The sequence below is a fragment of the candidate division KSB1 bacterium genome, assembly GCA_034506255.1.
Classification (GTDB): Bacteria; Zhuqueibacterota; Zhuqueibacteria; order Zhuqueibacterales; family Zhuqueibacteraceae; genus Coneutiohabitans; species Coneutiohabitans thermophilus.
The window spans coordinates 240,551-266,887 of the sequence record JAPDPX010000005.1 but is presented as its reverse complement, the minus strand read 5'-3'; the positions used below and the strand labels follow the sequence as shown (position 1 = coordinate 266,887).

Genomic DNA, 26,337 nt, shown 5'->3' with positions numbered 1-26,337 from the left:
AACCTGTAAACCGCCCGTGTTATGAACCATCGCTTGTCTGTGCGTCCCTTCTTTTTCACTTTACTCGCCGCTTTACTCGTGCTGTTTTTCCTGCGGGACACGTTTTCTTCCGGCACACCACCTGCTTCCGGTGAAGATCAGACGCAGCCCTCCGTGAAATATTGGATCTTTTTCAAAGACAAGGGCCCGGCCGCGCTGGCCAAAGGTGCGGCGGCACTGGAACAGGCGAAGTCGCGGCTTTCCGCGCGGGCGTTGCAACGCCGGGCCAAGGTTGCGCCGCAGCAGTTGGTCGATGCGACTGACGTCGACGTCTATGAGCCTTATCTCCGGGAGCTGGCGGCCCTGGGGTTGACACCCGTCACGGTTTCGCGCTGGTTGAATGCCGTGAGTGTGGTTGCCACGCCGGCGCAAATGGCGGCAGTCCGGCAGCTCGCCAGCGTGGCCGCTGTGCAACCGGTGGCCCGCCTGCGCACGCCGCCGGTTCAAACTGCGGCGCCGCCACCGCAAAGCCGGCACAAGCCCGCCACGCCGCATCGCTACGCTTATGGCACCTCGCTGACGCAAATGGAACAAATTCGCGCCACGGACTTGCATGACGCCGGCATCACCGGCCGCGGTGTGCTGGTGGGCATGCTCGACACCGGCTTTCGCTGGCAGGAGCATGAAGCCTTTCAGCATTTGAAGCACCGTGTGCTCGGCGAGCGCGATTTCATCCGCAATGACGGTGTTACGCGCAACCAAACGGGTGATCCCCCCGGCCAGGACAGTCACGGCACGGAGACCTTGTCGGTACTGGCCGGCTTCAAGGAAGGCCAGCTCATCGGGCCGGCATTCGATGCCGAATTTCTTTTTGCCAAGACCGAAAACATTGCCTCGGAAACCCATGCTGAAGAGGATTTCTGGGTCGCGGCCATAGAGTGGATGGAGCAATTGGGCGTTGAGGTGACCTCGACTTCCCTGGGCTACAGCACTTTCGATGCGGGTCAGACCAGCTATTCCCCCGCAGACATGGACGGCAGGACAACCATCATCACCAAAGCTGCGGAGATTGCGGCCAGCAAGGGTGTTATCGTGGTCAATAGTGCGGGCAATGAGGGCAACAGCAGTTGGCGCATCATCACCGCGCCGGCGGACGGCCCGAACGTGATTGCGGTGGGCGCGGTCGATGCCGGGGGTACGGTGGTCGGTTTTTCGAGCCGGGGCCCAAGCGCGGATGGCCGCCTCAAGCCCGATGTGATGGCGATGGGTATTGGCGTGCAATCCGCCTTGGTCGGCGCGCCCAACAGCTACGGCTTTGTCAGCGGCACCTCCTTCTCCTGCCCGCTGACGGCGGGCGTGGTGGCACAAATTCTTTCGGCACATCCGGAGATCACGCCGCAGCAAATGATGCGTGTGCTGCACAACACGGCGAGTCGCGCCGCCACCCCCGACAATGATTATGGCTATGGCATTGTGAATGCCCGCGCCGCCATCACGGCATTCGGCCCGGCGTTCAGCAATCTTCCCGAAATCAATGCCACCAACGGCGAGCTGCGTGTCACCATTCGCATCCTTTCGCGCGACGGCCTGGTGCCGGGCAGCGTGCGGGTTTGGTATGCCGGGCGCGGCCGCACGGACTATCGCAGCGTGACGCTCACGCCGCTGGATTCCACCGCCTTCACTGGCCTGATTCCCAAACCGGCCTCCGACACGGCGCACTTTCAAATTCATTTTACCGCGGAGGACAGCGGTTTTGGCCAGGTGACCTATCCACGCAAATCACCGCAGGGTGATTTTCTCGTGCGGGGTGACGGGACTCTGGAAGTCGGTGACAGGCCGTCGCACCCGCCCGAGAGTTTCGTGCTGGAACAAAACCGGCCCAATCCCTTCCGGGTCGCGGCCGGCAGCACGACCGTAATCGGCTTCACGCTCAGCGCCGCGGCACCGGTGCAGCTCCGCATCTACAACACGCTGGGCCAGGAGGTGCGCACCCTGCTGTCCGCGCCGCGCGAAGCCGGCCGTTCGGAAATAAGCTGGGATGGCCGGGACAGCAGCGGCCGCCTGCTCGCCAGCGGCGTTTACTTCTATGTCATCAGCACGCCGCAGGCCACGGCGCGCAAAAAACTCCTGCTGTTGCGCTGAGCCCGGCTGACTTGGAACCGCGAATCCGTCCGTTACACCACCATGGAAAGATTGAGGGACGAGGCCTTGCGTTTCTTGCGCATGGCCTATGAAATGCAAATGCGCGGGGATCTGGAACAGGCGGCGGCACATTACAAAAAGTCTTTGGAAATCGCGCCGACCGCGGAAGCGCACACGTTTTTGGGCTGGACCTACAGCATGATGGGACGTCTGGAGGAGGCGATCGCCGAATGCCGGCGCGCCATCCAGCTCGATCCGGATTTCGGCAATCCCTACAACGATATCGGCGTCTATTTGATGGAGATGGGAAAACTTGATGAGGCGATCCCCTGGCTGCGGCGGGCCATGTCCGCCCCGCGCTACGAAAACCGTGAATTTCCCCATGCCAATCTTGGCTTGATCTTCGAGCGGAAGTTGCTGTGGCCGCGCGCCCTCGAATATTATCAGGCCGCACTCACCATCCGGCCGGATTACGAAGTCGCGCGCCATGCGGTGGAACGCCTGCGGGCAAACTTGAATTGAGACCTTCCCCGGCGCAGGTTGCCAGCCCGCAAACGAAGGCCGGCTGGCAACGTTGCGCTGCAAAATCCTCGCAAGCGTGACAGCTCTTCATCGCGATGACAATGCAGAGGCAGACTGAAAACCTGCCCTGCGGTATTTTCAGGGTAACACCTGTATGACGCCGCAAGCGTTGCTTGTCCTGGCGCTGGCCAGCCTGCTGACTGCCGGTGTTTTTTTCGCCCTGTGGTTCCGGCTTTTCCGCCGCAACCGCCACACCCCGGTTGTCCCGCCGCACCCCACTTCGACGATGCAGGAAAAGTTGTTTTCACCCCGGCCGCCGGCAGACTCCTCCCGCGAGCCGCACGGCTGAATCAAAGCTTGTAGCCGAACCGGCGCAACAAGCTCTTGCGTTCCGCGATTTCCTTTTCGCCTTCCACGCCCAGCGGCGATTCGCCGTCAATGACGCCGAGAATCCCGCGGCCTTGGGCGCTGGCCGCCACGATCACTTGCGTCGGGTTGGCCGTGGCGCAGAAGATCCGGCACACTTCCGGCACATTGCGGATGAGACCGAGCACATTGATCGGGAAAACATTGCCGAGGAAAACGATGAAACTGTGGCCGGCGCCGATCGCCTGCGCATTTTTCTTCGCCAGCGCCAGGCACTCCTCGTCCGTGCCGCTCCAGCGGATCAGCCGCGGGCCGCTGGCTTCGCAAAAGGCCAGGCCAAACTTGATGCCGGGCACGGCGCCTACCAGCGTTTCGTGCAGATCTTCAACCGTTTTGATAAAATGGCTTTGCCCGAGAATGAAATTCATGGCTTCGGGCTTTTCGATGGGGACGAGCTCGAGCTCTTCGAGTCGCATGACCTTCCTCACGCTTTTGGTTCGGGGTGAAGGAGAATTGTGGGAGGTGTTGCGCGGAAGGTAAGAAAACCCGGCAGAAATGCCAATACCAATTCTGCAGATCTTCAGTGCCTCCGAGGTTGAGAAAGGAACTCACGCGGAGAGGCCTCGCCGCAGAGGTTCGCCATGATCGCTTGATCACCCGTTGCCACTGATTATCGAAGGCTGCAGTCAAGTCTGGCTTTGAGCCTCCCGGCAGCTTTGCGTGGACTTTGCCGTTTGCAGTCCCGTCCCGCTCGGGTTATGAGGAAACGATGGCATCAGCCTCGATCTCGACCAGCATTTCCGGCAGGATCAAGCGGCTCACCTGTACCATGCTGGTCGCGGGCCGGATGGCCCCGAAAAATTCGCCATGGGCGCGGCCGATCTGCTCCCAATCGTCGATGTTGATGACATAGATGCGCGTGCGCACGACATCCTGCAGGCGGGCACCGGCTTGCTGCAGCGCCGACTGAATGTTGCGGATCGTCTGCACGGTTTGCGCGTACGGATCACCGAGGCCGACGATCCCGCCGTCGGGGTTGGTCGCCGTCGTGCCGGAAACATAAATCATGTTGCCGAGCCGCACCGCGCGCGAATAGCCCACCACCGGCTCCCACTGTGTGCCGCTGGCGATGTTTTTTCGTTCCAGCATTGGTCTCTCCTGGATGGGTAATACGGCAACAAAAACGGATTGCAGCAATCCTCCCAACCACTAATTACGCGGCGCGGGCTGCGCAACCAGCCGGTGAATCGCCGCGGTCACCTCGTTGAAATCCGGCTCATTCACCCATTGTTGCACGATTTTCCTCTGCCGGTCGATGAGAAACATCGCCGGAATCACTTTCACGCGATATGTTTCCCATGCCGGTTTGTCCGCGTCATCCATGAAAATCGGATAAGTGAGCTTGTGCTTCTGCTGGAAGGATTGCACCGGCTTGACGCCTTTTTCGTTGACGGCAATTCCCACGACGGAAAAGCCGCTGTCGGCGAACTGCGCATGCACTTTTTGCAGCTTGGGCACGGTGCGCACACACGGTTTGCACCAGGTTGCCCAGAAATCGAGCAAAACAACCCGGCCGTGAAAACTCGCCAGCGTCACCGCCTCGCCGGTCAGTGTTTTGACGGTGAATGACGGTGCCGGCCGCGGCAACACCGGCGGCACATAGGCTTCAGGATCCTGTGCGAATCTTTCCTGACAGCGTTTGGCGCAGAAGTAGTAGGTTTGGCCTTGGTAAATGGTGGAGGCCGCCACTTTTTCGGGTGTGGTGGTGCCTTCCAACACGCGGCAGACCGCACAGAGGGCCTGCTCGGGAGTTTGCGAAGTCGCCGCGATGGCGGGCAGCAGCGCCAGCAAAAGTGTGCAGAGAAATTTCATGGCCGTTCGCCGGTTGGGAATGGATCAAGGCAGGCGATAGGCCCGGTGACGCGACCAGAGTGCCAGGCCGAACATCGCCAGCGCGAAGGCAACCGTGAGCGCCAGCGAGAGGCCGGCAGGCGGCAGGGCCATGGCCCGGATCGTCTCCGGCGCATACAACGACTGCCGCAACGCCGCCAGACAGTAGGTAACGGGATTGATCGTGATGATCCACTGCAGCGGCGCGGGCGTGCCGACCGCCGGAAAAAATGCGCCCGACAGCAGCCACAGCGGAATGAGAAACACATTCATGATGACGTGAAAGCCCTGCGTCGAGTCCATGCGCCAGGCAATGGCAAAACCCAGGGCGGTCAGGGCGCAGGCGCTGAGCGCCAGCACCAGCGTGGCATGCAGCAGCATGCGCCAGGTCAGCGCGATTCCGAGCAGCGGTGCGAGTAAAAGGAAGAGGACAGCCTGCACCAGCGCCAGCGTGGCGCCGCCGCCCACTTTGCCGAGCACCAGCACCGCGGGATGAACCGGCGCCACCAGCACCGATTGCAAAAACCCTGAGATGCGGTCTTCGATAATCGAAATGTTGGTGAAGATCGCACTGAACAGCAGGATGAGCAGAAGGGTGCCGGGGAAGAAGTATTCCAAATAATTCACCTGCTGCGGTGCCCCGGCGGGTTGAAAGGACGGGCTCAAGCCGGCGCCCAGCAACAACCAGAACAGCAGCGGCTGTCCCAGCGCGCCAAACAGGCGGCTGCGCTGCCGCAGGAAGCGCACCAGCTCGCGCTGCCACAGCGTCAACACCGGCAGCCAAAAGGCAGGCTGCGGCGGCGTGACGTCCGCTGCCCGCGTTTCTTGCGATTGTTCGAGATCCGGGGCTGCTGGCATGCTTTCACCCTCTCTCTGCCGCTTTATCCCGCCAAAACTGGTGGCCGGTTTCCTTGATGAACACATCCTCCAAAGTCGGTTTGCCGATGGTGAGGGAAGTGATCCTGCCGGGAAAGGCTTCGATGAGCTTGGGTACGAACTCATGGCCGCGGTCGCGCTCCAGGCGCAGCCGGCCGTCCACCACCGTCGCTTCGATTTGAAACAGCTCGCGGCAGCGCATGCGCAGCAGCTCGGGCTGGGGTGAGTCGAGCATGATGACGTCCCCGCCGATGCGGGCTTTCAATTCTTCCGGCGTGCCCAGCGCGACGAGGCGGCCGGCATCGAGAATGGCGAGGCGATCACACTTTTCCGCTTCCTCCAGCAGATGGGTGGTGAGCAGGACGGTGACGCCCTCACTGATTTGCAGATGGCGCAACAGATCCCACAGCTCCCGGCGCGCGCCGGGATCAAGCCCGGTGCTCGGCTCATCGAGCAGGAGAAGTGCCGGCTGATGCAACAAACTTTTCGCCAGCTCGACACGGCGGCGCAGCCCGCCGGAGAGATTCTCCACCAATTCCCGGCGGCGTTCCTGCAGGCCGAAGCGCTGCAACAAGGCAGTCAGGCGCTGCTCCAGCAACGCGCGATGCAGGCCGTGGAGCCGGCCCTGATGCTGGAGATTCTCCGCCACGGTGAGTTTGCCATCGACGCTCGGCGACTGAAAAACGACACCCAGCAGGCGGCGGACTTGCTGCGGCTGTTGCGCGACGTCGCAGCCGCCCACCCGGGCATGGCCGCCATCGGCTTGCAACAGGGTGGCGAGAATGCGAAACAGCGTGGTTTTGCCGCCGCCATTCGGCCCGAGAATGCCGAAAATCTCCCCGGCAGAAACAGAAAAACCCACTCCCCGCAGCGCCGGACGGCCGTTGTAAGAGTGGGTCAGGTTCTCGATTTCAACCAGCGGTCGGGAATTCATTCCTTCTTCACTTCGCCGCTGCCGGGTAGGTGAAATCGGCTTTGGCCGCAGCGCCCGCTGTGACCGTCACCTTGGCGGTTTGCTTGCCCAGCTTTTCCTGCCAGTATTCCACCGTGTAGGTTCCCGGCGGCACATCGGTGATGGTGAAATTGCCGTTGGCGTCAGTCACCGCGTGGTAGGGGTGATCCACCACCATGACTTTGGCATTCATCCAGCCGTGCACATCACATTTCAACGTCACCAATTCGGCAAAGTCGTAGGTGATTTTCTTCTCCTTCATGAATTTGGGCTGCGACATGTTGAATTCTTTGTTTTTGGTGCTGTAGCTGTGGACGTTGTGCAGGATGCCGTCGGGATTGAGCACCCGGATCGGCGTTTTCACCGGCACCACCGAAACATGCGGGCTGTACATGCAGCCTTTCTGGTCGATGACAAAATCGCTGCCCAGCGCCGTCAACGACTTGCCGCCCGTGACACCCGTGATCGACACCACCACATCTTTGATGCCGCCGTTGGCATCCACCAGAAGCGATTCATCGTAATGCTCCTGCTTGCCGCACACTTCCGTGTCCTTGGTGACGGGCAACTTGGTTTTGGCCGGCGCCTTGCCGGCGTATTTCACCGTTCCCGTGATCGAACCGTTGGCCGGCACTGCCATCGGTGGCGCCGCTTCGATCTTCACGGCAAAACGGCCGGGGGATTTGCTGTTTTCTGCTCCCGTAAACGCCAAACCGAGAACAGTTGTCGCTGCCAGCAAAAGCCACAAATGTACAACTCGCATCGGCACACCTCCCTTGGGAATGGGGTTCATGTAAAAGAATACAACCGAGTGGATATTGTTTGGCAGGCGAGAGCGACGCCGGCCAACAAGAAGGCCGGATTTGCAAATGGAAGACGATTTCTCGCCTGAGGCGAGGCAACAATATAAAACGTGTCTGCGAATGTCAAGGCAATTTTGTCCCGCGCTTGCCCAGTCAGATATGGCATCGATCGTATGTCGCCACCTGAATTTTGCCTGCCGGCCTGCTGTTGCCCGGAGAAAATGATGTGTTCAAAAAAACGCCAGGTATTCTGTTCGAAGTCAAGCAAGACTCTTTTCGAATGTGGAGCGACGCTGACTGCGAAATACGCCTGTTTGCCGAAGGTGTCACGTCTTCTCTCCCACGAAAATGAAATCCCACGAAAATGCTTTTTTCGTGGGATTTCGCTTTCGTGGGCGGATTTTGGGATTGGATCTTCACAGCGAGTATCGAATCTCTGCCGTGCTATGACCTGAATTGTGCATGCGGACTTGCCGTTGTCTGGAAGAAATGTCTTGTTCACAAAACTCCGTCAGGAGTGGCCAGTCGAATTTCTCATGATTGGGCGCATTTTTTTGATGAGAACCCCAAAGGTCACTTTTTTCGGAGTTGACCGCACGTTGGCCTGCAAAATTTTTTTATGCACCACCGCTTGGGTGGCTGGGTGCCGCGATCAAAGCGGCTTTTCTCGCGGAGAGGAGCAATCCGGGTGCAAACTTCAGGGAAAAATTGGCAGCATCGGGCAGGTATGCCTGCGCTGTTCCGCCTGTTGCCGAGGGACTACCGCTCCCGCCATTTTGTTCTGGCTTCGCAACGGTCGGCGCTTATATTGCAGGCACCAAACCGGCCGTGAACCATTCCCGGAGTCGATCACCATGCCCACGCTTCATCTCATCGATGCCAGTCCCTACATCTTTCGCGCCTATTTTGCCATCCCCGCCACCCTGCGCACGCCCGCAGGCGCGGCCTGCAATGCCGTTTACGGTTACACCGCTTTTCTGCTCGATCTGCTCAAACGGGCGCAGCCATCCCATCTCGCTGTCGCCTTTGACGGCAGCTTGACCACCTCCTTTCGCAACGACATCTACCCGGCCTACAAGGCCCAGCGCGCCTTGCCGCCGCCGGACCTGGAGGCGCAGTTGGAAGCCTGCCGCGAAATCACCGCCGCCCTGGGCATGCGCACCTTCCTCGACGATCGCTTTGAAGCAGATGATCTGATCGGCACGATCATCCACAAACTGCGCCGCGCCAGCGGTGAATTCGTGATCGTCTCGGGCGACAAGGATTTGGCGCAGCTCGTCGGGCCGCGGGTGACGCTGTGGGATTTCGCGAAAAATCGGCGCTGGAATGAAAAAGGTGTGAAACAGCATTTCGGCGTGCCGCCCCGCCAGATGGTGGATTGGCTGGCGCTGATGGGCGACGCCGTTGACAACATTCCGGGCGTGCGCGGCATAGGTGCGAAAACCGCCGCCGCGTTGCTGGCAAAATTCCACGACCTGGACGAATTGTACGCCCGGCTGGAGGCAGTTGCGACCATGAAGCTGCGGGGCGCAGCGGCCATTCGTGCCAGGCTGGAGCAGGACCGCGCCCGCGCGATGTTGTCGCGCCAGCTCGCCACCATCGCCACTCAGGCACCGCTGCGGGTCAACTGGCGCATGCTGAAATATACCGGCGCCGATCGCGGCAAAGTGGAGGCGCTGTTCGACCGGCTGGGCTTCGGCAGGATTCGCGAACGCATCCCCCGCTGGCAGAAATAGTGTCTGTCCAGAGTAAGGAAGAAACCGCCCGGGCGCTTGCTCCTGAAGTATGCACCACTCGAACAAGGCGTGCAGGCGTTCATGATGAAGCGCCCGGGCGGTGGTGTTTTGGGGCGAACTCGAAACCGGCTGCTCACTCCGTCAGGATTTGATACCGTTTCAGCTTGTTCAACAAACCGCGGCGGCTCAGTCCCAAGCGCGCGGCTGCTTGTGATTTGTTGCCGCTGGTTGCGTTGATCGCTTTTTGAATCATGCGGCGTTCGAGTGCCTCCACGGCCGCGGACAGGTTGGCCATTTCCTCGAGTGGTGCTGTCGCGGCTGCGCCCGGCCACACCTCTTCCGGCAAGTCATTCACGGTCAGACACTGCGCCTGCGGCGGCGCCAGGACCACGGCCTGCTCGATCGCATGCTCGAGCTCGCGCACATTGCCTGGCCAGTGATAGCGTTGCAGCATCTGCATCGCCGCCGGATCGAAACCGGTGACCGGCTTTTGATATTGTTGCGCGTACTTTTTGAGAAAATGCGCGGCGAGCAGCGGCACGTCGCCGCTGCGCTCCCGCAACGGGGGCAGGCGCAACAGCACTACTTTCAAACGAAAATACAAATCCTCGCGAAACGCGCCGCTCTTGACCAGCTCAGCCAGGCTGCGGCTGCTGGCCGCGACCACGCGCACATCGACTTTTTGCGTGACATTGCTGCCCAACGGCCGCACCTCGCCCTCCTGCAACACCCGCATGAGCTTGGCCTGCAGCGGCAGCGGCAGATTGTTGATTTCGTCGAGAAAGAGCGTGCCGCCTTCCGCCTCTTGCAGCAGGCCTTTGCGATTCTGCGTGGCGCCGGTGAACGCGCCCTTGACATAGCCGAACAGCTCGCTCTCCAGCAGATTGTCGGGAATCGCGCCGCAATCCACGGCGAGGAACTTGCGGCCGCGCCGCGGGCCATATTCATGCAGCAGCCGCGCGACGAGTTCTTTGCCCGTGCCGCTTTCGCCTTCAATCAACACGCGCGCGTCGCTGGGCGCCACCCGTTGCAGCAGCGCCAGCACTTTTTGCATAGCCTCGCTTTTCGCCAGCATACCGGGGAAGCCCTGCTGCACGATCAGCGTTTGGCGAAAGTAATCGTTCTCCTCCACCAATTCCTGCAGCCGGCGCAGGCGTTGCAGGGCCGGCGCTGCCAGTGCGGCGATCGGCTCCAGCCGCGCCACCGGATTTTCGCCGCTGCGCAGCCTCTCTTCCTTCACCACCACCAGCGCGCCGATGATGTCCTCGCCTGCTTGAATCGGCACGCCCGCTGCGGCCAGCGCGGGCGGACCCAAAATCGCCAAACCCGGAAAGCGTTCATCCTCGGGCAGCCACGGCGAAAGCAGCGCGGTGCGATGCTTGAAAATCCAGCCGGCCAACTGACGGTGGAGTTGTTGGAGTGCTGCTGCGCCGGTGTCGGGCGCGGCGGCGTGGCGCGCGAGTGTGCGAAACCAGCCGGCAGACGTGACTTCCGCTTCAAACCGGCCCGGTTGCACCAGCAACAGCGCTGCGCCGGCTGCGGCGGTCAGCTCGGTGGCAATGGCAACCGTCTGTTCGAGAATCGTATCCGCTTCTGGCGCGGTCACCAGGGCCTGCGCCAACCTGTGCAGGGCCTGCAGCGCGAGCAGTTCTTGTTTCAGATCATCACTCTGTGGGTCAGTCATGTCGGACACGCGGGGTATTCTTGTCCGTCCGAAAGTGCCTCAACCCCGGCTCAGCCGAGGTTTTCAAGACTGCGAGCCTCGTCGGAACTCAGCGGTTTTTGATGCAGCGGCCAAGCCGTTGCGGGAACGCTTTTGCCAAAAGGCCAGACGCGCGCTCCGGCGCCGATCACATTACGCTTTTATCGCTGCAATGTCAAGCGGGCAGCGCCGGTTGCCAAAAATCCCCTTGAAATTCCAGGGCAAAGCGCTATCTTGCCGGCAGTGAATTTCATTGTCGAGCCGATGATGAGAGCTGCGATTTCTCTGAAAAATTCTGTCCCGGTCTGCTTGCGGGCTGCGCCGCTGCGGCGCCATCACCTCGCCGGCATTCTGGTGGGGCTATCGCTGATCATGCTCTCCGGCGCCGCGTGCAGTCAAACCAGCCGCCCGCGTTTGGCAGATTTCGCCTTTACGCAATTTCGCCTGGTTCCGATTCAACCCGCGAGCCGGCCCGCGAGTCTGGGCGGCGCGTTCATCGCCATCGCAGATGATGCCACGGCCGCGGCTATCAATCCCGCCGGCATCAGTTTTTTGTCGACGCCGGAAATCAGCTTGAGCCACAGCGCCGGCTGGCACACCACGGATTTTGCCGTCAGCCGGCAGGAGCGGCCCAGCGGCCGCGCACGGCACTATCAACGGATCTTTGACCAAACGCTCGTCAACATCACCTATCCGCAATGGGGCTTCACCTTCGCGGCCTTCCGCCAGGCGGCGTTTCGTTCGGAATTCAGTTTCAGCCGCCGGCAATTTCTCACCCTCGCGCTGAACCGGCCGTTGACACTGGCCGAGCAATTGGGTGCGGGCGGCAACTTTCCGGGACTGGCGAGCGAGCACTATTGTGAAGTGATTCACAATGCCGTGGTGGTGGCGCGCACGCTGCCCGGCGGCGTGCATCTCGGCCTCTCGCTGCGCGCCACGCAGTTGCGGCTGCTGCTCGACGAACGCCAGTACTTCGAGCCGGCGCTGTGGCAGCAAACCAGCTTCGCCGGCATGTCCGAGCCCAGCGTGCCGGTGCGCATTGAGGGCCTCTATCGCATCGATCATGCCCAGCGCAGCCAATTCAAGCCGGGCTACAGCCTGGGCATGCTGTTCGAATTAAGTCCCCGCTGGACGCTGGGCGCGGTGTATGAACATCTGCCCGCCTATGAAATCGTCAATCGCATCACGCTGCCGGCTTACACTTTACCCGACCGCACGCCCGGCGACGGCCGTGATGATTCCCTCCATTTCACGGCCGAAGAAAAGCGCGTGCCCTTCACGCTCAATCTACCTGACTTTCTCGGTTTCGGGCTGAGTTGGCGGGCGCATGTTCGCCTGTTGCTGGGCGCGGACGTGCTGCTTTATCGCAGCCGCGGATTGTTGCGGGGCCTGCATGATGACTTGCCGCAAGACGACGTCGCCGGCCGCGACCCCGATGGTCTGGGAGACGTTGCCGCGTACCATCACGTTTCCTGGCGCGCCGGCGTGGAGTATCGTTTGATCCAACTGGGCCGCATTTGGCCGTTGCGCCTGGGGATTTACTCCGAACCCAACTTCGGCTGGCAGGCTGTTTCACGCGCGGCAGCGGTGCAGCGCGAGTTTCCGGATAAATCCGGCTTCCTGCATTTCACGTCCGGCGCCGGCGTCGTGCTTAACAACAAGGTGCGCTTCGAAACGAGTCTGGATGTCAGTCCGGAGCGAGGGCAAATCAGCCTGATCGGCTCGGCGGTGTTGCGCTTATGATGAAGCAATCGAATGGGCCGCGACCGTGTCTGATGCTGCTCGCCGGCGTGCTGCTGCTGTCGGCACCGGCAATCATGGCGCAATGGTCCACGCACTACTTGAACGGCCTGGAGAAGGTCGAGAAGAGCCAGTGGCAGGAAGCGGCGCAAGATTTTCGCGCCGCGCTGGCGATCAAGCCCGCGCCGCGCCGCGATGCCGTGAGCGAGGTGGGCTTGATCCCCTTCAATTATTTGCCGCACTATCAACTCGGCCGCGCACTGTTTTTCCTTGCCGATTATGCCGGCGCTCTCGCGCATTTCGATCGCGAACTGGAATACGCCACCATTCGCGAGCTGCCCGCGGATTACAACAATTTGCTGCGGCTGCGTGAGGCCGCCACTGCCCTGTTGCACGTGCAGAAAAGCGCGCGCGCGCCGGCTGTGTTGCCCTGGACGGCGCTGTTGGAGGCGAGCTATCGCCTCGGTCAGGGCTTCACGATTCGCCGCCTGGATTCCTTGCTGGCGGCAAACCCAGCGCTGGACGAAACCAGCCGGCAACAAATGCTGCGCTGGTTTGCCGAGCATCCGCCGGCAGCGCGCAGTTCCCCGGCGCGCGCGGAACCGGTTGCCGCGTTTGATTCCCTCGCACAAGAACAGCAAGCTGCGCAGGCCGCCTACCTGCAAGGCCGCTATTTCGAGGCGCTCGCCCGCTTTGATCGCCTCGCCACACTCGCGCCGAATGATGCCACCCTCGCCGCCTGGCGCGAGCGTGTGCAATTCGAAATTGCCCGCCTGAGTGCGCCGGCGCCCGCCGCTGCCGCGCGCAGCGAGACCATCACCCGCACCGAATACGTGCGGGCCGGCGCGCCGGTACTCGTGCTGCGCGAGCCGGAGGCCGCCACCGCCAGCGTGCGCACGCCGACGCTGCGCATTCGCGGATATGCGCAAGATGATTCCGGCATCGCCGCGATCACTTTTGTGGTGAATGGCGCCGCGCTAGCCGAGGCCGCCCAGCCGCTGCCGGATGCCGAGGGCAAATATCATTTCACCGCCGCGATTCCCTTGCGCCTGGGCGAAAACGAAATCACCGTGACCGCGGCTGATCGCGATCGCCAACAGCACACCAGCACGGAACGTTTGCGCCTGCGCCGCCTGCCGCCGGTGTATCAAACCGCGCAATTCTGGCTGATCACCGGCGCGGGTCTGGTGTTCGTGCTCGGCGCCCTTGTCGTCAATCGCCTGATCCGCAGCCGCATTTCGTTCGTGAATCGCTACAATCCCTACATCGCCGGCGCGCCGATTCGCGACGCCCAGATGTTCTTCGGCCGGCGACAATTGCTCGAGCGCATTTTGCGCACCCTGCCCAACAACAGCCTGATGATCTCCGGAGCGCGGCGGATCGGCAAGACTTCGTTGCAGTATCAATTGCTGCGACTGCTCAAGGAGCGGGAGGATCCGGTTTATCATTTTGCGCCGGTGCTGGTGGATTTGCAGGGCGTGGCCGAAGAGTCGTTCTTCACGCATCTCATCGAAGAAGCGCGCGACCAGCTCGGCCCGAAGGTGGCGGCGGCCGTGGCAAAGCCGCAGCCGCGTGCCGGCTACGGCCACCGTGAGTTCGCCGAAGACTTGCGCACCATCCTGGCGTGTTTGCAGGCCCGCGAAAATGACCGCGGGGCGGCGGGCAAGCGCGTGCGGCTGGTTTTCCTGCTCGATGAGGTGGATGAACTCAATCGCTACAGTGAGCGCACCAACCAGCAGTTGCGTTCGATTTTCATGAAGTCATTCAGCGAGAACCTGGTGGCGGTGCTGACCGGTAGCAACATCCGCAAACAGTGGGAGAGTGAATCAAGTCCGTGGTACAATTTTTTCGAGCAAATCACGATGCCGGCGCTTTCGCGCGCCGAGACGCTGCAGCTCATTCATGAGCCGGTCAGGGGGTTTTTCAAATTCACGCCGGAGGCAGCGGAAAGAATCTGGCAGCTTTCCGAGGGCCGGCCGTTTCTCATTCAGAAATTCTGCGTGCGGTTGGTGAATCATGCCATCGAAACCCGGCGGCGTGTCATCCGCTTGCCGGAGGTCGAGCGCTTGCGGCAGGAAGTGAGAGAGGAGACTGCCTCATGAACGTGGATGTTCGAGGCTGGCCGCAACGCGGCGACCCGGGTTTCGCGATTGGCCGCTGCCGCGTCGGCAGAAAATGGTATTGGCTCCGAACATGATGACGCAATCCCATCCCTTCGTAATTGGCCAGTGGGTGCGCGGCGAGAAATTCTTCGGGCGTGCGGCGTTGATCGACGAATTATTGCACGGCCCGCGCGAAGCGGTGTGGATCGCAGGCCTGCGCCGCATGGGCAAGACTTCCCTGCTGCGTGAGCTCGAGCGTCGCGTGCTGCTCTCGGTCGATTCCGTTTACCTCCCGCTGTATTGGGATTTGGAAGGCGCGGTTGATGACGACACCCTGCGCGAGAGTTTGCTCGCCGGCCTCGATGAGGCCCGCGACCGTTTCGACTACGACCGCGACTGGGAGAAGTTGTCCACTCCCGAAATCCTGCGGCGGCTGCAAAGCACAACGCGCTCGCACAACAAAAGACTGCTGCTGCTGTGTGACGAAGGAGAAGCCCTGCTCGCGCTGGCACAGAACGATGTGCCGCTGCTGGCGCGCTTGCGCCGCGTGCTGCAGGGCAGCGAGACTGTCCGCTGCCTGTTGACCGCCACCCGCCGTTTGGCGCGCCTGGAAACGTTCGAGGGCGCTGAAACCTCGCCCTTTCTGCACGGCTTCACGCCGCCGCTTTACCTTTCTCCTTTCTCAGAAGAGGAAGCCCGCAGCCTCACCGCGCAGGCTGATTTTGACGCTGCCGTGCAAGCACAACTCTTTGCCTGCACCGGCGGCCATCCCTTTCTGCTGCAAGTGCTGGCCAAACGCACGCTGGAGTTGGGTGAAATCGATGCCGCTCTGGCCAGCATGCAGCACGATGAAACGCTGCGCAATTTTTTTCAAGTCGATTACCAAAGCCTGCAGCCGGTCGAACAGGCGTTGCTGCAGCGCTGCGCCCGCCAGAGTTTGCCGGCCGAGACGCTCGCCACCACAGCGGTGGAGCGCATCGCGCTGCAAACCCTGCGCGCCCTCGGCTTGCTTGCCGAGACCGGCGAGATGGTGCAACTGCGTTCGCCATTGTTTCAGAACTGGCTGGCCGCCCTGCCTAGCGCCCTTGTCCAAGTCGAGTCAGCGACTGCAGCCGGCACGATCGCGGTGACCTTGCCACTGCAGCCGGGGGATCGGATCGGCGCTTATGAAATTCTGTATGAGATTGGGCGGGGCGGCATGGGCGTCGTCTACTGCGCGCAGGACGTACATCTGCAGCGGCGGGCAGCGATCAAGGTGCTGCCACCGGAGCTTGGGCATGAGCCAGCACAGCGCGCCCGCTTGCTGGCGGAGGCGCGCGCGCTTTCGCAACTCAGCCACCCGAACATTGCCATCATTTATGCCGTGGAGTTTATCGACGGCGCGCCCTGTTTGTGTATGGAATATGTGGAAGGCTTGCCGCTGGATGAGTGGGCGAGCCAGCCGAATAACGATTTCAGCCAGAAGCTGGCAGTCGCACGGCAAATCGCCTCGGCGCTGGCCGCCGCGCATGCCGCCGGCCTCATCCATCGTGATCTCAAGCCGAGCAACATCATTGTCAATTCCCAGCAAGTCGTCAAGCTGTTGGATTTTGGTATTGCACGGCGCGAGCAGGCGGCTCTGCGTCTTACCCAGGCCGGCCAGATGCTCGGCACGCCGGCCTATATGTCACCCGAACAGATCAGCAATTTGGAAGTTGATCGGCGCAGCGACGTCTTCTCTCTGGGCGTGGTGTTGTACGAACTGTTCACCGGCCGCCGGCCGTTTCAGGGAGAGAATCTCTATGCGCTGGCTTATGCCATTGTGAACGAAAATCCAGCCGCGCCGGCCGCGAGTGCACCGGCGATTTCGACCGAACTGCAACAGGTGCTGCTGCAGGCGCTGCAAAAGCAGCCGGCAAAACGCTTTGCCGATGCCGGTGAACTGCTGTCCCGCCTCTTGCAAATCTGAAAAAAAGCTTGACTTTCCTGGGACAAATCACTATATCATACGCCGTTTTGAAAAACACCTGCGGCCCATTGAATTCTCGCTTTGCGTTGTTCGCGTGTTTGCAGCATCGTGCCGATCGTGCCCACCACGAGCAGGCATCTGGCTGGCTGATCGTGAACCGAGGTTGAGGATTCCCGCCGGTGGTCATGAGAAAAGCCTTTGCTTAAGGAGGAGTTGATGAGTGGAGAAATCGGTCAAGTCGCCGGTAAAATTTGGCATGCGCTGCAGGGCAAGCAGGGCATGACGCCAACCAATCTGAAGAAGGCGACCGGCGCGGATGATAAATTGTTGTGGCTGGCGCTCGGCTGGCTGGCGCGCGAAGACAACATTGAGATCACGAGAAACAAGGCGAGCTTCACCATCAATTTGAAAGCGAAATAAGAGCTCCGGCGTGTCTGCCAGGCCGGACGAATCATCTCTGTCGTCGATGAATGATGCCTGATGACGTTTGTTCGTCCGTTGCCGGGCGAAATGGCTTGTCCTTTTCGCCGCTGCGCAAACTCAGCCCGCGCCAGCGGCGTTTTTGTTTTGTGGCGCTCGTCCTGCTGCTCGTGCTGGCGGGCGGCTGGTGGTGGCTCTTCAGCGGCCTGCCCGATGAGGACAGGATTCGTGCCTATCAGCCGGAATCCACGGCGCGAATCGGCCAAATCAAGTGGGAGCAGCGCTTTCATTCCCCCATCCGGCTGTGGGTCCCGTCCGCACGGATTTCATCCAAGCTCAAGCAGGCCGTGATCGTCAGTGAAGACGATCTTTTTTACCGGCATCAGGGCTTCAATCTCGAGATGCTGAGGGAATCGTTCGCAAAGAATCTCGAAAAGGGCCGCTATGTACGGGGCGCCAGCACCATCACCATGCAGCTTGCACGCAATGCCTTTCTGCACCGGCAAAAGACACTGCGGCGCAAGCTGCGCGAGATCATCGTCACGCGCCGGCTTGAAAAGACCCTCTCGAAAGAACGCATCCTCGAGCTCTATCTCAACGTGATCGAGTGGGGAGAGGGCATCTATGGCGCGGAGGCGGCGGCGCGTTTCTATTTCGGCAAGCCGGCAGCCGCACTCGATTGGGCGGAGGCCTCCCTGCTGGCGGGCATGCTGCCGAATCCCAAATACTTCAATCCCTATCGCCGGCCCAAAGCCTGCCAGCGCATGCAGCAGCGGGTGCTTTGGCTGTTGCAACTGCATCGCCTGATCACGCCGGAGCAGGCCCGGGCTTTGGCAGCAGCGGGAGTGTCCCTGGTGCCGGGTGGCGGTCACCGGCCGGCGCCTGCGAGACCCGCTGAAAGCGACACGGTGGAAGCCCTGCAGATGCTGCGGGCGGCGGATTCATTGCTGCTGGCGGCACCTTCACCCGCCGCCTCCGCCGCGGCGGGTGAAGGTGCCGGCGTTCCGGTCACGCCGGCCAACCCCGGCGCTGACAGCCTTGATGCCGCGGCCGCACCGGATTCCGTGCACCGGCAAAACTGAAAACAACGTCTTGCTCCATAACCGAAACTCAGGAGTCTTTTTCATGGCAGCAGCATCCGATTTTCGCAATGGCATGGCCATTCTGCACAACAATGATGTCTGGATCATTGTTGAGTTCCAACACTTCAATCCGGGCAACTGGCGCGCCATGGTGCGCACGAAATTGAAGCACGCCAAAACCGGCCGCGTCATCGATCACACCTTCCGCATGTCCGACAAAATCGAGGAGGTGCAGCTCGAAGAAAAGGACATGCAGTATCTGTATGAGTCCGAAGGCAATCTCTATTTCATGGACACCGAAACCTATGAGCAGACCTTCATTCCCGCGGATTTGCTGGGTGAGCAGAAGCGCTTCCTGAAGGAAGGCAACCTTTGCCACGTCATGTTCTATGAAGGCAAGGCCATTTCCGCGGCGCTGCCGTTTTTCATCGAGTTCAAGGTGATCGAAGCCGAACCGGCCGTGAAGGGCGACACTGCCACCGGCGTCATGAAAAACGCGGTGATCGAAACCGGCGCAAAGGTGCAGGTGCCGTTGTTCGTGAAGGAGGGGGACACCATCAAGATCGACACGCGCACGGGCAAGTATCTGGAGCGCGTGAAGTAATTCCCGGCGGTCCACAAACGTTCCGGTTTCGGCTGTGCCCGGGTGGCAAAGATTCGGGCGTGGTTGAAACTCCCGGGTTCTTGATGCAGCGGCCGGACCGTTGCCGGAACATTTTCGCAAAAGTTCGCGATTGCAGACGGACACGAATTCGATTCATTTTCCAACTTCGATGCCAATAAAAAAGCAGCGGCCCGGCCGTTGCTTTTTTTATTTGTGGAGCGGACGCCGTGCGGCATTCCCGGTCGCTGCAGGAAACTTGCGTGAGCCGCCGGCCGATGCCCATTTTTCCATACCCGCCCTCGGGTGGGACTTTGCCCGACAGAATCAGCTTGACCGACCCACCCGCGCTTTGGCCCTGCGGTGCGACAAATTTTTGCAGCGCATGCCTTCGCGCAGGAATGCCGCCATCATCCCGTCGATCCGGTGGTTTTATGCTGTCGATAAAAAGGGGGGAAGCGTTACCTGCCAATCAAAGGCCCCGCCGGCACGGTGGCGGCAGATGAAGCGAAAGCAGTGAAGCGCACGCCGGCGCCCCGCCCAGGGATCTCAAATTTTTTGCAGGGATCTCAAATTTTCTGCAATGTGACACTGCCGGAAGCAGCCCAGCCGCGCTCTGCCGCGGCTTCAGCTCTGCGTCTGCCCAGGGTATACGCGCGGCAGGCGCACGCTCCAGCGCGTCATGATGTCGTAGGAAACCGTTGCGCCCCAGGCGGCCAGCTCGTGCACGGAAATTTCCTGCGTGCCCTGCCGGCCGAGAATGACAACTTCGTCCCACGGCCGTGCCTGTGGAATGTCGGTGATGTCGATCATCATGGCATCCATCGCGTTGCCGCCGATGATGGGCGCGCGGCAGCCGTGCAGCAACACCTGGCCGAGATTGCGCACGCGCGGGAAACCGTCGCCATAACCGAGCGGAAGCACGGCGATGGTGCGCGGCGTTTCCGCGCGATAGCGCATGCCGTAGCCCACCGTGTCGCCGGCCGCGATCGCCTTGATCGCCGCCACCTGCGTTTTCACCGACATCACCGGCGCCAACCCCGGCACGCGGCGGCACACCTGCGAAGGGTACACCCCGAGCGGCAGAATCCCCATGCGCACCAGATCAAAATGCGCCCGGGGAAGATCAAGATAGCCGCCGGAGTTGCAGGCATGCAGCAGCGGCGCCTCCGCACGGGAGGCATCCCACAACAGGCCCGCCCGGCGAATTTGCTGCACGGCTTCGTCAAAACGCCGCAACTGTTCGAACGCGAACGTCTTGTCCAATTCGTCGGACATGGCAAAATGCGTCATCAAGCCGGCCAGCCGCAGAGTGGGATGCTGGCGGATCGCGTTGACGACCGGCAGCGCCTCGGTCCAGCGCACGCCATAGCGGTTGAGTCCGGTGTCCACTTCCACCTGCACGGCGGCGGAGCAGTTGTGCTTGCGGCAAAGGCGATCGAGCTGCGCTGCTTGTTGCGTGTCATTGACAAAAATTTGAAATCCATGACGGACACAAATCTCCAATTCGGCAGCCGGCCGCTCGCCAAAGATCAGAATCGGTGCCGGCAGGCGGGCATGCTGCAGTTCCAGGGCCTCATCGAGCGTGGCCACCGCCAGGCACGCCGCGCCCGCCGCGACGGTCGCCTGTGCAATCTCCACCGCGCCGTGACCATAAGCCTGGTCTTTGACCACCGAACACCAGCGCAAGCCCGGCGGCAGGTCAGCACGAATGTGTTCGAGATTGCGGCGCAGTTGCGCCATGTCGATTTCCACCCACGCCGGCCGGCGCGGGGCCCCGGGTTGACTGAGCGAGAGCATGTCACCTCTTTGCTGATGTGCGATGATGATGCGTGGCGTGTCGAAAGCCGAAGCCAAAGCCAAAGCCAAAGCCAAAGCTAAAGCTAAAGCTAAAGCTAAAGCTAAAGCTAAAGCTAAAGCTAAAGCTAAAGCTAAAGCGCCTTAGTTGCAACTGGATTGTCCGGTGTTTACCTTGCGCCGGTGTCGCCTTCCGCCTGTGTGTGGGAGCAAACAAGTTGCAAACCGGCGAGATTTCTTCCGTATAAGCTTGCCGTTCGATGGTTGACAATTGATCCGTTCACCAACAAAGGCACTCCCATGGAGACTCTGCGTATCGAAAACATCTCCAAGACCTTCGACAAGGTCGAAGCAGTAAAGGAGTTGAGCTTCTCCGTGCCACCGGGGGCGATTTACGGCTTTCTCGGGCCCAACGGCGCCGGCAAGACCACGACCCTGCGCATGATTATGGCGATCATCCTGCCGGATGCCGGCAGCATTTACCTCAATGGCCAGCCCAACTCGCTGCGGGCGCGCGACCGCGTGGGCTATTTGCCGGAGGAACGCGGGCTGTACCGCAAAATGAAGGTGCACGAGGCGCTGGAGTTTTTTGGCGAGCTGAAAGGCATGAAGCGCCGGCAAATTCAGACGGGCATGCAATACTGGCTGGAACGCTTCGCGATGACGGGCGTGCGCGACAAGAAAGTCGAGGAACTTTCCAAGGGCAATCAACAAAAGCTTCAGTTTCTCACCACCGTTTTGCATCAGCCCGATTTGATCATTCTGGACGAGCCGTTCATGGGGCTGGATCCGCTTAATGTGGAACTGGTGAAGGACGTTATGCTCGAGCAGAAAAAACGGGGCGCTGCGATTCTCTTTTCCACCCACCAAATGCACGAAGCCGAGCGCCTGTGCGACGCGATTTGCCTGATCAACCGCGGCCGCAAGATGCTGGAAGGCAGGCTCGGCGACATCCGGAAAAGCTTCGGCCCCAAGAGCATCATTCTCTCCTACAGTGGCCGGGCGGATTACCTGCGAGATCAGTCACTGGTCGAGCGCTATAATGATTACGGCCAGTACGTCGAAGTCACGCTGGCCGCCGAGGTGACGCCCAGGGCCTTTTTGCGGCGCGCGCTCGAATTTGCCGACATTTCGCGCTTTGAAGTCACCGAGCCTTCCCTGCACGAAATCTTTCTCAAGGTGGTGAAACCGAATTAGTCTCTGTCCGGGGACGTTTCAACCCCGGCGGCGTCGGGCTTTCTCAAAGCCGGCGGTTGCGGCGTCTCCGAAAGATGTTGCGGCAACGGCCCGGCCGTTGCCGCAACATCTTCTCAAAAGTTCGCGATTTCGGATGAACACGCATCAAGGGAGCAAACCCATGACTGCAAACCCGAACACCACCGCTGCTGGCGGCAATTTCGGCAAAATGCTCACGGTCATGCGCCGCGAATTTTTCTCGCGCGTCAAGACCCGGGGCTTCCTCATTGGCACGGTGCTCATGCCGGTGTTCATTCTCGGCCTGTTTGGCGTGCAAATCTGGCTGGCCACCGCCACCGCGGAGGAAATCAAAAAAATCGGGGTGGTGGACGCCAGCGGCGAGCTGTTTGCCGGTTTGGAAAAATATCTCGATGCCACCACCCCCGCGGGCGTGCGCCTGTTCCAACTGGAAAAAGTCGAGATGCGTCCGAATCTGGAAGTCACCAGGAAAATACTGGCGGAGCGCGTCACCGCCGGAGATCTGGATTACTACGTCATGCTCGATGCCGGCATCTATGAAAACAATCACGCCGAAATCTACGGCCGGACGGCCAGCGATTTCCGCAAGCACGAGGCGATCGAAGATGCCATCACCCGGGCGGTCATCGACCGGCGGCTGGCGCGCAGTGGTTTCGACAGTGAACACATTCACGCGCTGATGAAACCGGTGAAGCTGGCGGCCTTCAAGCTCAGCCCGGAAGGCCGGGAACAGAAGGAAAGTGAAATGAAGCTGGTGGTGGCCTGGATTCTGGGCTTCTTCCTCTACATGGCGATGCTTCTCTATGGCACCATTATCCTGCGCAGCGTGCTGGAGGAAAAAACCTCGCGCGTGGTGGAAGCGGTGATTTCCTCGGTGAAGCCCTTCCATCTCCTGGCCGGCAAGCTGCTCGGTGTCGGCGCCATGGGCCTGCTGCAATTCCTGATCTGGGCCACGGTGGCCGGCGTGTTGTCGCTTTACGGCATGTCGCTGGCTGCCATGTTCGGCGCCCCAGCCGGACCGGGCATGGAACTGACCCGAATTCCGGTTGCGGTGCTCGGTTTCTTCATCCTGTTCTTCGTGTTGGGCTACTTCCTCTATGCCTCGCTCTATGCCGGGGTCGGCTCGCTGGTAAATTCCGATCAGGAGGCCCAGCATCTCGCCATGCCGATCACACTGGTGTTCGTGTTCGCCTTCCTCGCCAACATCTACATCATCAACAACCCCACGGCGCCGGCCTCCCGGGTGCTTTCGTTCATTCCCTTCTTCGCACCCATCACCATGATGACCCGCATCGCGCTCGAGACCGTGATGCCATGGGAGATCGCGCTGTCGCTCGCTTTGCTGGCGCTGATGCTGGTCGTTTGTGTCTGGTTGAGCGGCAAGATTTTTCGCGTCGGGGTGTTGATGTACGGCAAGCGGCCGACTTTGCCGGAAGTGGTCAAATGGCTGCGCCAGGCCTGAAGCGGAGGCAGGGATTTTTTCAGTTCGAGTTCAAAAGCGAGAACGCGCGACAATGTCCTTGCCGCGCGTTCTGCTTTATGGGGATTTCCAGTTCCGGTCAGTCGCTCGGGGCCACGGAGAGACGAACTAACCCAGAACCGGAAGGGAGGAGTGAGGCAGGAGTGCCGCCGGCGTGCTCTTGCGGTGAGGCCGCAACCGGGAGCCCCAGCTCAAGACCAGCTTCTGCTCCCGCCAGCGAATCGTTCTGCCCGTCAGGGGCGCAAACCAAATGAGTGCGGTCAACACATCCTTCAGCGGCGTCAGCAGGAAGGGCAAAAGATTCACCCGGCTGGAAAGCCGGCGCGCCAGCAGGCCGTCAATCAGCATTTTAAAGAACGTCACCGCGAACCATACACCCAGCGTGTGGGGACCGGGTTGCAGCAGCACCGCGAACAGCGCCAGTGCCACGGGGTTGCCCAGCCATTCGGCGGCATAGCGATAGGTGCCGATCCAAAAACGCATTCTGGCCCAGCGCACGTGCCGCCGCCAAAAGCTGCGCACCGGCCAGGAGAGATTGACGTTGTAGACCGGTGTGCGGCACAGCGCCACCCGGTAGCCCCGGCGTTGGTAGTAACGGCCGAGCAGGTAATCTTCCGCCAGCGCGTTGCGCACATACTGCAGGCCGCCGATCTCCTGCAGGGTCGAGCGCCGCAGCAGCATCGACTTGCCGATGACGCAGGGATGGCGCAGCAGCGTGTGGAGAAAACAAACGCTGCCGACGATGAAGGAATTGAGATGCAGATTTTCCAGCAGTGCGCCCAGCCGTTTGCCCCCCACGCCGCAAATGAGATTGTAAACCAGGCCGGTATCCGCGCCCATTTCCGCCACGGTGTCGCGCAGGTAATCCGGCGGCACACGCACGTTGTCGTCACTGATCAGCAGCAAATCATGGCGGGCGTGCACCATCATCGGCACGAGATTGTTGACTTTGGGATTGAAGCCGAACTGCCGCTCGTCGATGACGATTTTGACTGCCAGCTCGGGATGGCGTGTCTGGAAGGCGCGTGCCACCGCCAGCGCCTCGTCGCCGGCTGATTTCAAGCCGAAGATGATCTCATACTCGGGATAACGCAAGCGTGCGAAACTTTCGAGATTCTCCGCCAGGCCCTCGACCCTGCCACAAAGCGGTTTCAGAATCGAAACCGGCGGTTGCGCCGCCGCGGGCTTCGGTTTCCGCCGCGTCTGATACCAAACACACCACGCCTGCAGCAAATAAATCGCGCCGCTCAGGGCGAGCGCCGCGAAGATGGCAGTGGACAGTAGTTGCATGAGGGAACGCCTGCTGAACACAATAATGTTTGCGCTAAAATACCGCAGGCGTGTTAGCGGATGATGAAAGGCAGGTTAAGTTTGAGGACGAGGAGGCCGGCAGTTGCGCCCGGTTTGCCGGCTTCATTCCCACTCGATTGTACTCGGCGGTTTGGCGCTGATGTCGTACACCACGCGGTTGATGCCGCGCACCGCATTGGTGATGCGGGAGGAAACGGTCATGAGCAGATCGTGCGGCAGACGCGCCCAGTCGGCCGTCATGCCGTCGGTGGAGGTCACGGCGCGCAGCGCGATGGTCATTTCATAGGTGCGGTTGTCGCCCATCACCCCCACGGAGTGCACCGGCAGCAACACGGCGAAGGCCTGCCAGACGCGATCGTACCAGCCCTGCTGTTTGAGCTCGCTGATAAAAATGTGATCGGCCTGCCGCAAGAGCGCCAACCGTTCCGGCGTCACCTCTCCGAGAATGCGCACCGCCAGACCCGGCCCGGGAAAGGGGTGGCGGTTGAGCAGGGCGGGATCGAGGCCGAGCAGTGCGCCGACACGTCGCACTTCATCCTTGAACAGCTCGCGCAACGGCTCGACCAGCTCGAGCTGCAAATCGCCGGGCAGGCCGCCGACGTTGTGATGGCTCTTGATCGTCGCCGACGGCGCGCCGGTGGGCGACACGCTTTCGATGACATCGGGATAGAGGGTGCCCTGCACCAGAAAGCGAATGCCGGCGAGTTGGCGCGCTTCGGCTTCGAACACGCGGATGAACTGCTCGCCAATGATCTTGCGTTTCTGCTCGGGATCCGTCACGCCGCGCAGGCAGCGCAAAAAAATCTCCGCCGCCTCCACCTTGCGAAACGCCGGGCCGAATTGCCGCGCAAACACGGCGGAGACCTCTTCGGCTTCCTGCCAGCGCAGCAAACCATGATCGACAAAAACGCAGTGCAGTTGCGGCCCGATCGCCCGGTGCACCAGCGCCGCCGCCACCGCGGAATCCACGCCGCCGGAGAGCGCGCAAAGCACCTGTTCCCTGCCCACCTGCGCGCGGATCGCTGCGACCGTCGACTCCACAAAACTCGCGGGATTCCAATCCGGCGTGCAGCCGCAGACGGCAAAGACAAAGTTGCGCAGGATGTCGACTCCGGCGGCGGTGTGCGCAACTTCGGGATGAAACTGCAGGCCGTAGAGGCGGCGGGCGGGATCACCGAAAGCCGCGTAGGCGGAATTTTCCGTCCGGCCCAGTGTGACAAACCCCGGCGGCAGCTCGACCACGCTGTCGCCGTGGCTCATCCACACCTGGCTGTCCGGCGGCACGCCCTGCAGCAGCGCGTTTTCCGCCACCCGCTGCAGCGTGGCAAAACCATATTCCCGCTGCTGCGCCGGTTGCACCCGGCCGCCGAGATGATGGGCCAGCAACTGCTGGCCGTAGCACACGCCGAGAAGCGGAATGCCCAGCGCGAAAATTTCCGGGCTGCAGGAGGGCGCCCCTTTTTCATAAACCGAATTCGGCCCGCCGGAGAGGATGATGCCCCTGGGCTGCAAGGCCCTGATTTCCGCCACGCTCAGCGTGCACGGCTTGATCTCGGAATAGACGTTTTGCTCGCGAATGCGGCGGGCAATGAGCTGGGTGTATTGTGAGCCGAAATCGAGAATCAGAATAAAATCATGTGATGGCATGGGCTGTGTTTCAAAGGCAAATTGGT

24 protein-coding genes are annotated in these 26,337 nt (G+C 61.0%); 13 read left to right on the top strand and 11 right to left on the bottom strand.

Translation table 11 applies throughout. The features are described from left to right. The first annotated feature begins 153 nt into the window (after nucleotides 1-153). The 3 genes from ONB52_11935 to ONB52_11925 all read left to right on the top strand — a co-directional run bounded on the left by ONB52_11935 (nucleotide 154) and on the right by ONB52_11925 (nucleotide 2,992). Nucleotides 154-2,121, top strand: a complete 1,968-nt coding sequence (locus tag ONB52_11935; protein MDZ7416849.1) for a S8 family serine peptidase — start codon at nucleotides 154-156, stop codon at nucleotides 2,119-2,121. Between the two features lie 42 nt (nucleotides 2,122-2,163). After that, nucleotides 2,164-2,643, top strand: coding sequence for a tetratricopeptide repeat protein (locus tag ONB52_11930; protein MDZ7416848.1), 480 nt, complete (start codon nucleotides 2,164-2,166; stop codon nucleotides 2,641-2,643). A 154-nt stretch (nucleotides 2,644-2,797) separates the two neighbouring features. After that, nucleotides 2,798-2,992, top strand: coding sequence for a hypothetical protein (locus tag ONB52_11925; GenBank protein MDZ7416847.1), 195 nt, complete (start codon nucleotides 2,798-2,800; stop codon nucleotides 2,990-2,992). A gap of 1 nt (nucleotide 2,993) precedes the next feature. Here ONB52_11925 and ONB52_11920 read toward each other — a convergent pair whose 3' ends face one another. The 7 genes from ONB52_11920 to ONB52_11890 form a co-directional block, all read right to left on the bottom strand. After that, nucleotides 2,994-3,485: an adenosine-specific kinase gene (locus tag ONB52_11920; protein ID MDZ7416846.1), complete on the bottom strand. Its 492-nt coding sequence runs from the start codon at nucleotides 3,483-3,485 to the stop codon at nucleotides 2,994-2,996. Between the two features lie 280 nt (nucleotides 3,486-3,765). After that, the gene (locus ONB52_11915; GenBank protein MDZ7416845.1) at nucleotides 3,766-4,155 is read right to left on the bottom strand and encodes a RidA family protein; all 390 of its coding nucleotides are present in this window, start codon (nucleotides 4,153-4,155) and stop codon (nucleotides 3,766-3,768) included. Between the two features lie 63 nt (nucleotides 4,156-4,218). Next, nucleotides 4,219-4,881, bottom strand: a complete 663-nt coding sequence (locus tag ONB52_11910) for a redoxin domain-containing protein (GenBank protein MDZ7416844.1) — start codon at nucleotides 4,879-4,881, stop codon at nucleotides 4,219-4,221. A 24-nt stretch (nucleotides 4,882-4,905) separates the two neighbouring features. After that, entirely contained in the window at nucleotides 4,906-5,757 is an 852-nt protein-coding gene (locus tag ONB52_11905; protein MDZ7416843.1) for an ABC transporter permease, read from the bottom strand. Between the two features lie 4 nt (nucleotides 5,758-5,761). Next, the gene (locus ONB52_11900; GenBank protein ID MDZ7416842.1) at nucleotides 5,762-6,709 is read right to left on the bottom strand and encodes an ATP-binding cassette domain-containing protein; all 948 of its coding nucleotides are present in this window, start codon (nucleotides 6,707-6,709) and stop codon (nucleotides 5,762-5,764) included. Between the two features lie 7 nt (nucleotides 6,710-6,716). Then, the gene (locus ONB52_11895) at nucleotides 6,717-7,490 is read right to left on the bottom strand and encodes a carboxypeptidase regulatory-like domain-containing protein (protein ID MDZ7416841.1); all 774 of its coding nucleotides are present in this window, start codon (nucleotides 7,488-7,490) and stop codon (nucleotides 6,717-6,719) included. 26 nt (nucleotides 7,491-7,516) lie between these two features. After that, entirely contained in the window at nucleotides 7,517-8,032 is a 516-nt protein-coding gene (locus tag ONB52_11890) for a hypothetical protein (protein ID MDZ7416840.1), read from the bottom strand. Between the two features lie 352 nt (nucleotides 8,033-8,384). Here ONB52_11890 and ONB52_11885 point away from each other — a divergent pair, with 352 nt between their 5' ends. Next, nucleotides 8,385-9,266: an exodeoxyribonuclease IX gene (locus ONB52_11885; GenBank protein MDZ7416839.1), complete on the top strand. Its 882-nt coding sequence runs from the start codon at nucleotides 8,385-8,387 to the stop codon at nucleotides 9,264-9,266. Between the two features lie 133 nt (nucleotides 9,267-9,399). Here the strand turns inward: ONB52_11885 and ONB52_11880 are convergent, their stop codons facing one another. Beyond that, a complete protein-coding gene (locus ONB52_11880; GenBank protein MDZ7416838.1) occupies nucleotides 9,400-10,950 on the bottom strand; it encodes a sigma-54 dependent transcriptional regulator in 1,551 nt (516 codons plus the stop codon). Between the two features lie 261 nt (nucleotides 10,951-11,211). Here ONB52_11880 and ONB52_11875 point away from each other — a divergent pair, with 261 nt between their 5' ends. The 6 genes from ONB52_11875 (at nucleotide 11,212) to efp (ending at nucleotide 18,864) form a co-directional block, all read left to right on the top strand. After that, on the top strand, nucleotides 11,212-12,711 hold the full coding sequence (locus tag ONB52_11875; GenBank protein ID MDZ7416837.1) for a UPF0164 family protein: 1,500 nt from the start codon (nucleotides 11,212-11,214) through the stop codon (nucleotides 12,709-12,711). Continuing rightward, on the top strand, nucleotides 12,708-14,810 hold the full coding sequence (locus tag ONB52_11870; GenBank protein MDZ7416836.1) for a hypothetical protein: 2,103 nt from the start codon (nucleotides 12,708-12,710) through the stop codon (nucleotides 14,808-14,810). Before ONB52_11875 ends, ONB52_11870 begins: the two co-directional genes overlap by 4 nt. Nucleotides 14,811-14,901: 91 nt before the next feature. Beyond that, complete coding sequence (locus ONB52_11865; protein MDZ7416835.1) at nucleotides 14,902-16,758, top strand: protein kinase; 1,857 nt, start codon at nucleotides 14,902-14,904, stop codon at nucleotides 16,756-16,758. A 213-nt stretch (nucleotides 16,759-16,971) separates the two neighbouring features. Continuing rightward, complete coding sequence (locus ONB52_11860) at nucleotides 16,972-17,178, top strand: winged helix-turn-helix domain-containing protein (protein MDZ7416834.1); 207 nt, start codon at nucleotides 16,972-16,974, stop codon at nucleotides 17,176-17,178. A gap of 95 nt (nucleotides 17,179-17,273) precedes the next feature. Beyond that, nucleotides 17,274-18,260: a monofunctional biosynthetic peptidoglycan transglycosylase gene (gene mtgA / locus ONB52_11855; GenBank protein MDZ7416833.1), complete on the top strand. Its 987-nt coding sequence runs from the start codon at nucleotides 17,274-17,276 to the stop codon at nucleotides 18,258-18,260. A 43-nt stretch (nucleotides 18,261-18,303) separates the two neighbouring features. Beyond that, nucleotides 18,304-18,864 carry an elongation factor P gene (gene efp / locus ONB52_11850; GenBank protein MDZ7416832.1) on the top strand — a complete coding sequence of 187 codons (561 nt, stop codon included), beginning with the start codon at nucleotides 18,304-18,306 and terminating at the stop codon, nucleotides 18,862-18,864. A gap of 624 nt (nucleotides 18,865-19,488) precedes the next feature. On the opposite strand, the gene alr is transcribed toward efp, so the two are convergent. After that, the gene (gene alr, locus ONB52_11845) at nucleotides 19,489-20,661 is read right to left on the bottom strand and encodes an alanine racemase (GenBank protein ID MDZ7416831.1); all 1,173 of its coding nucleotides are present in this window, start codon (nucleotides 20,659-20,661) and stop codon (nucleotides 19,489-19,491) included. Nucleotides 20,662-20,683: 22 nt separating this feature from the next. Here alr and ONB52_11840 point away from each other — a divergent pair, with 22 nt between their 5' ends. From ONB52_11840 to ONB52_11830, 3 genes are all read left to right on the top strand, one after another. After that, nucleotides 20,684-20,806 carry a hypothetical protein gene (locus tag ONB52_11840; GenBank protein ID MDZ7416830.1) on the top strand — a complete coding sequence of 41 codons (123 nt, stop codon included), beginning with the start codon at nucleotides 20,684-20,686 and terminating at the stop codon, nucleotides 20,804-20,806. 152 nt (nucleotides 20,807-20,958) lie between these two features. Next, nucleotides 20,959-21,855 (top strand): ATP-binding cassette domain-containing protein, encoded by an 897-nt coding sequence (locus tag ONB52_11835; protein MDZ7416829.1) that lies wholly within the window; start codon nucleotides 20,959-20,961, stop codon nucleotides 21,853-21,855. A 160-nt stretch (nucleotides 21,856-22,015) separates the two neighbouring features. Next, a complete protein-coding gene (locus ONB52_11830) occupies nucleotides 22,016-23,335 on the top strand; it encodes an ABC transporter permease (GenBank protein MDZ7416828.1) in 1,320 nt (439 codons plus the stop codon). Between the two features lie 126 nt (nucleotides 23,336-23,461). Here ONB52_11830 and ONB52_11825 read toward each other — a convergent pair whose 3' ends face one another. Together ONB52_11825 and guaA are read right to left on the bottom strand one after the other, a co-directional pair. Further along, nucleotides 23,462-24,643, bottom strand: coding sequence for a glycosyltransferase (locus ONB52_11825; GenBank protein ID MDZ7416827.1), 1,182 nt, complete (start codon nucleotides 24,641-24,643; stop codon nucleotides 23,462-23,464). Nucleotides 24,644-24,766: 123 nt separating this feature from the next. Beyond that, nucleotides 24,767-26,311 carry a glutamine-hydrolyzing GMP synthase gene (gene guaA, locus ONB52_11820; GenBank protein ID MDZ7416826.1) on the bottom strand — a complete coding sequence of 515 codons (1,545 nt, stop codon included), beginning with the start codon at nucleotides 26,309-26,311 and terminating at the stop codon, nucleotides 24,767-24,769. Nucleotides 26,312-26,337 lie beyond the last annotated feature (26 nt).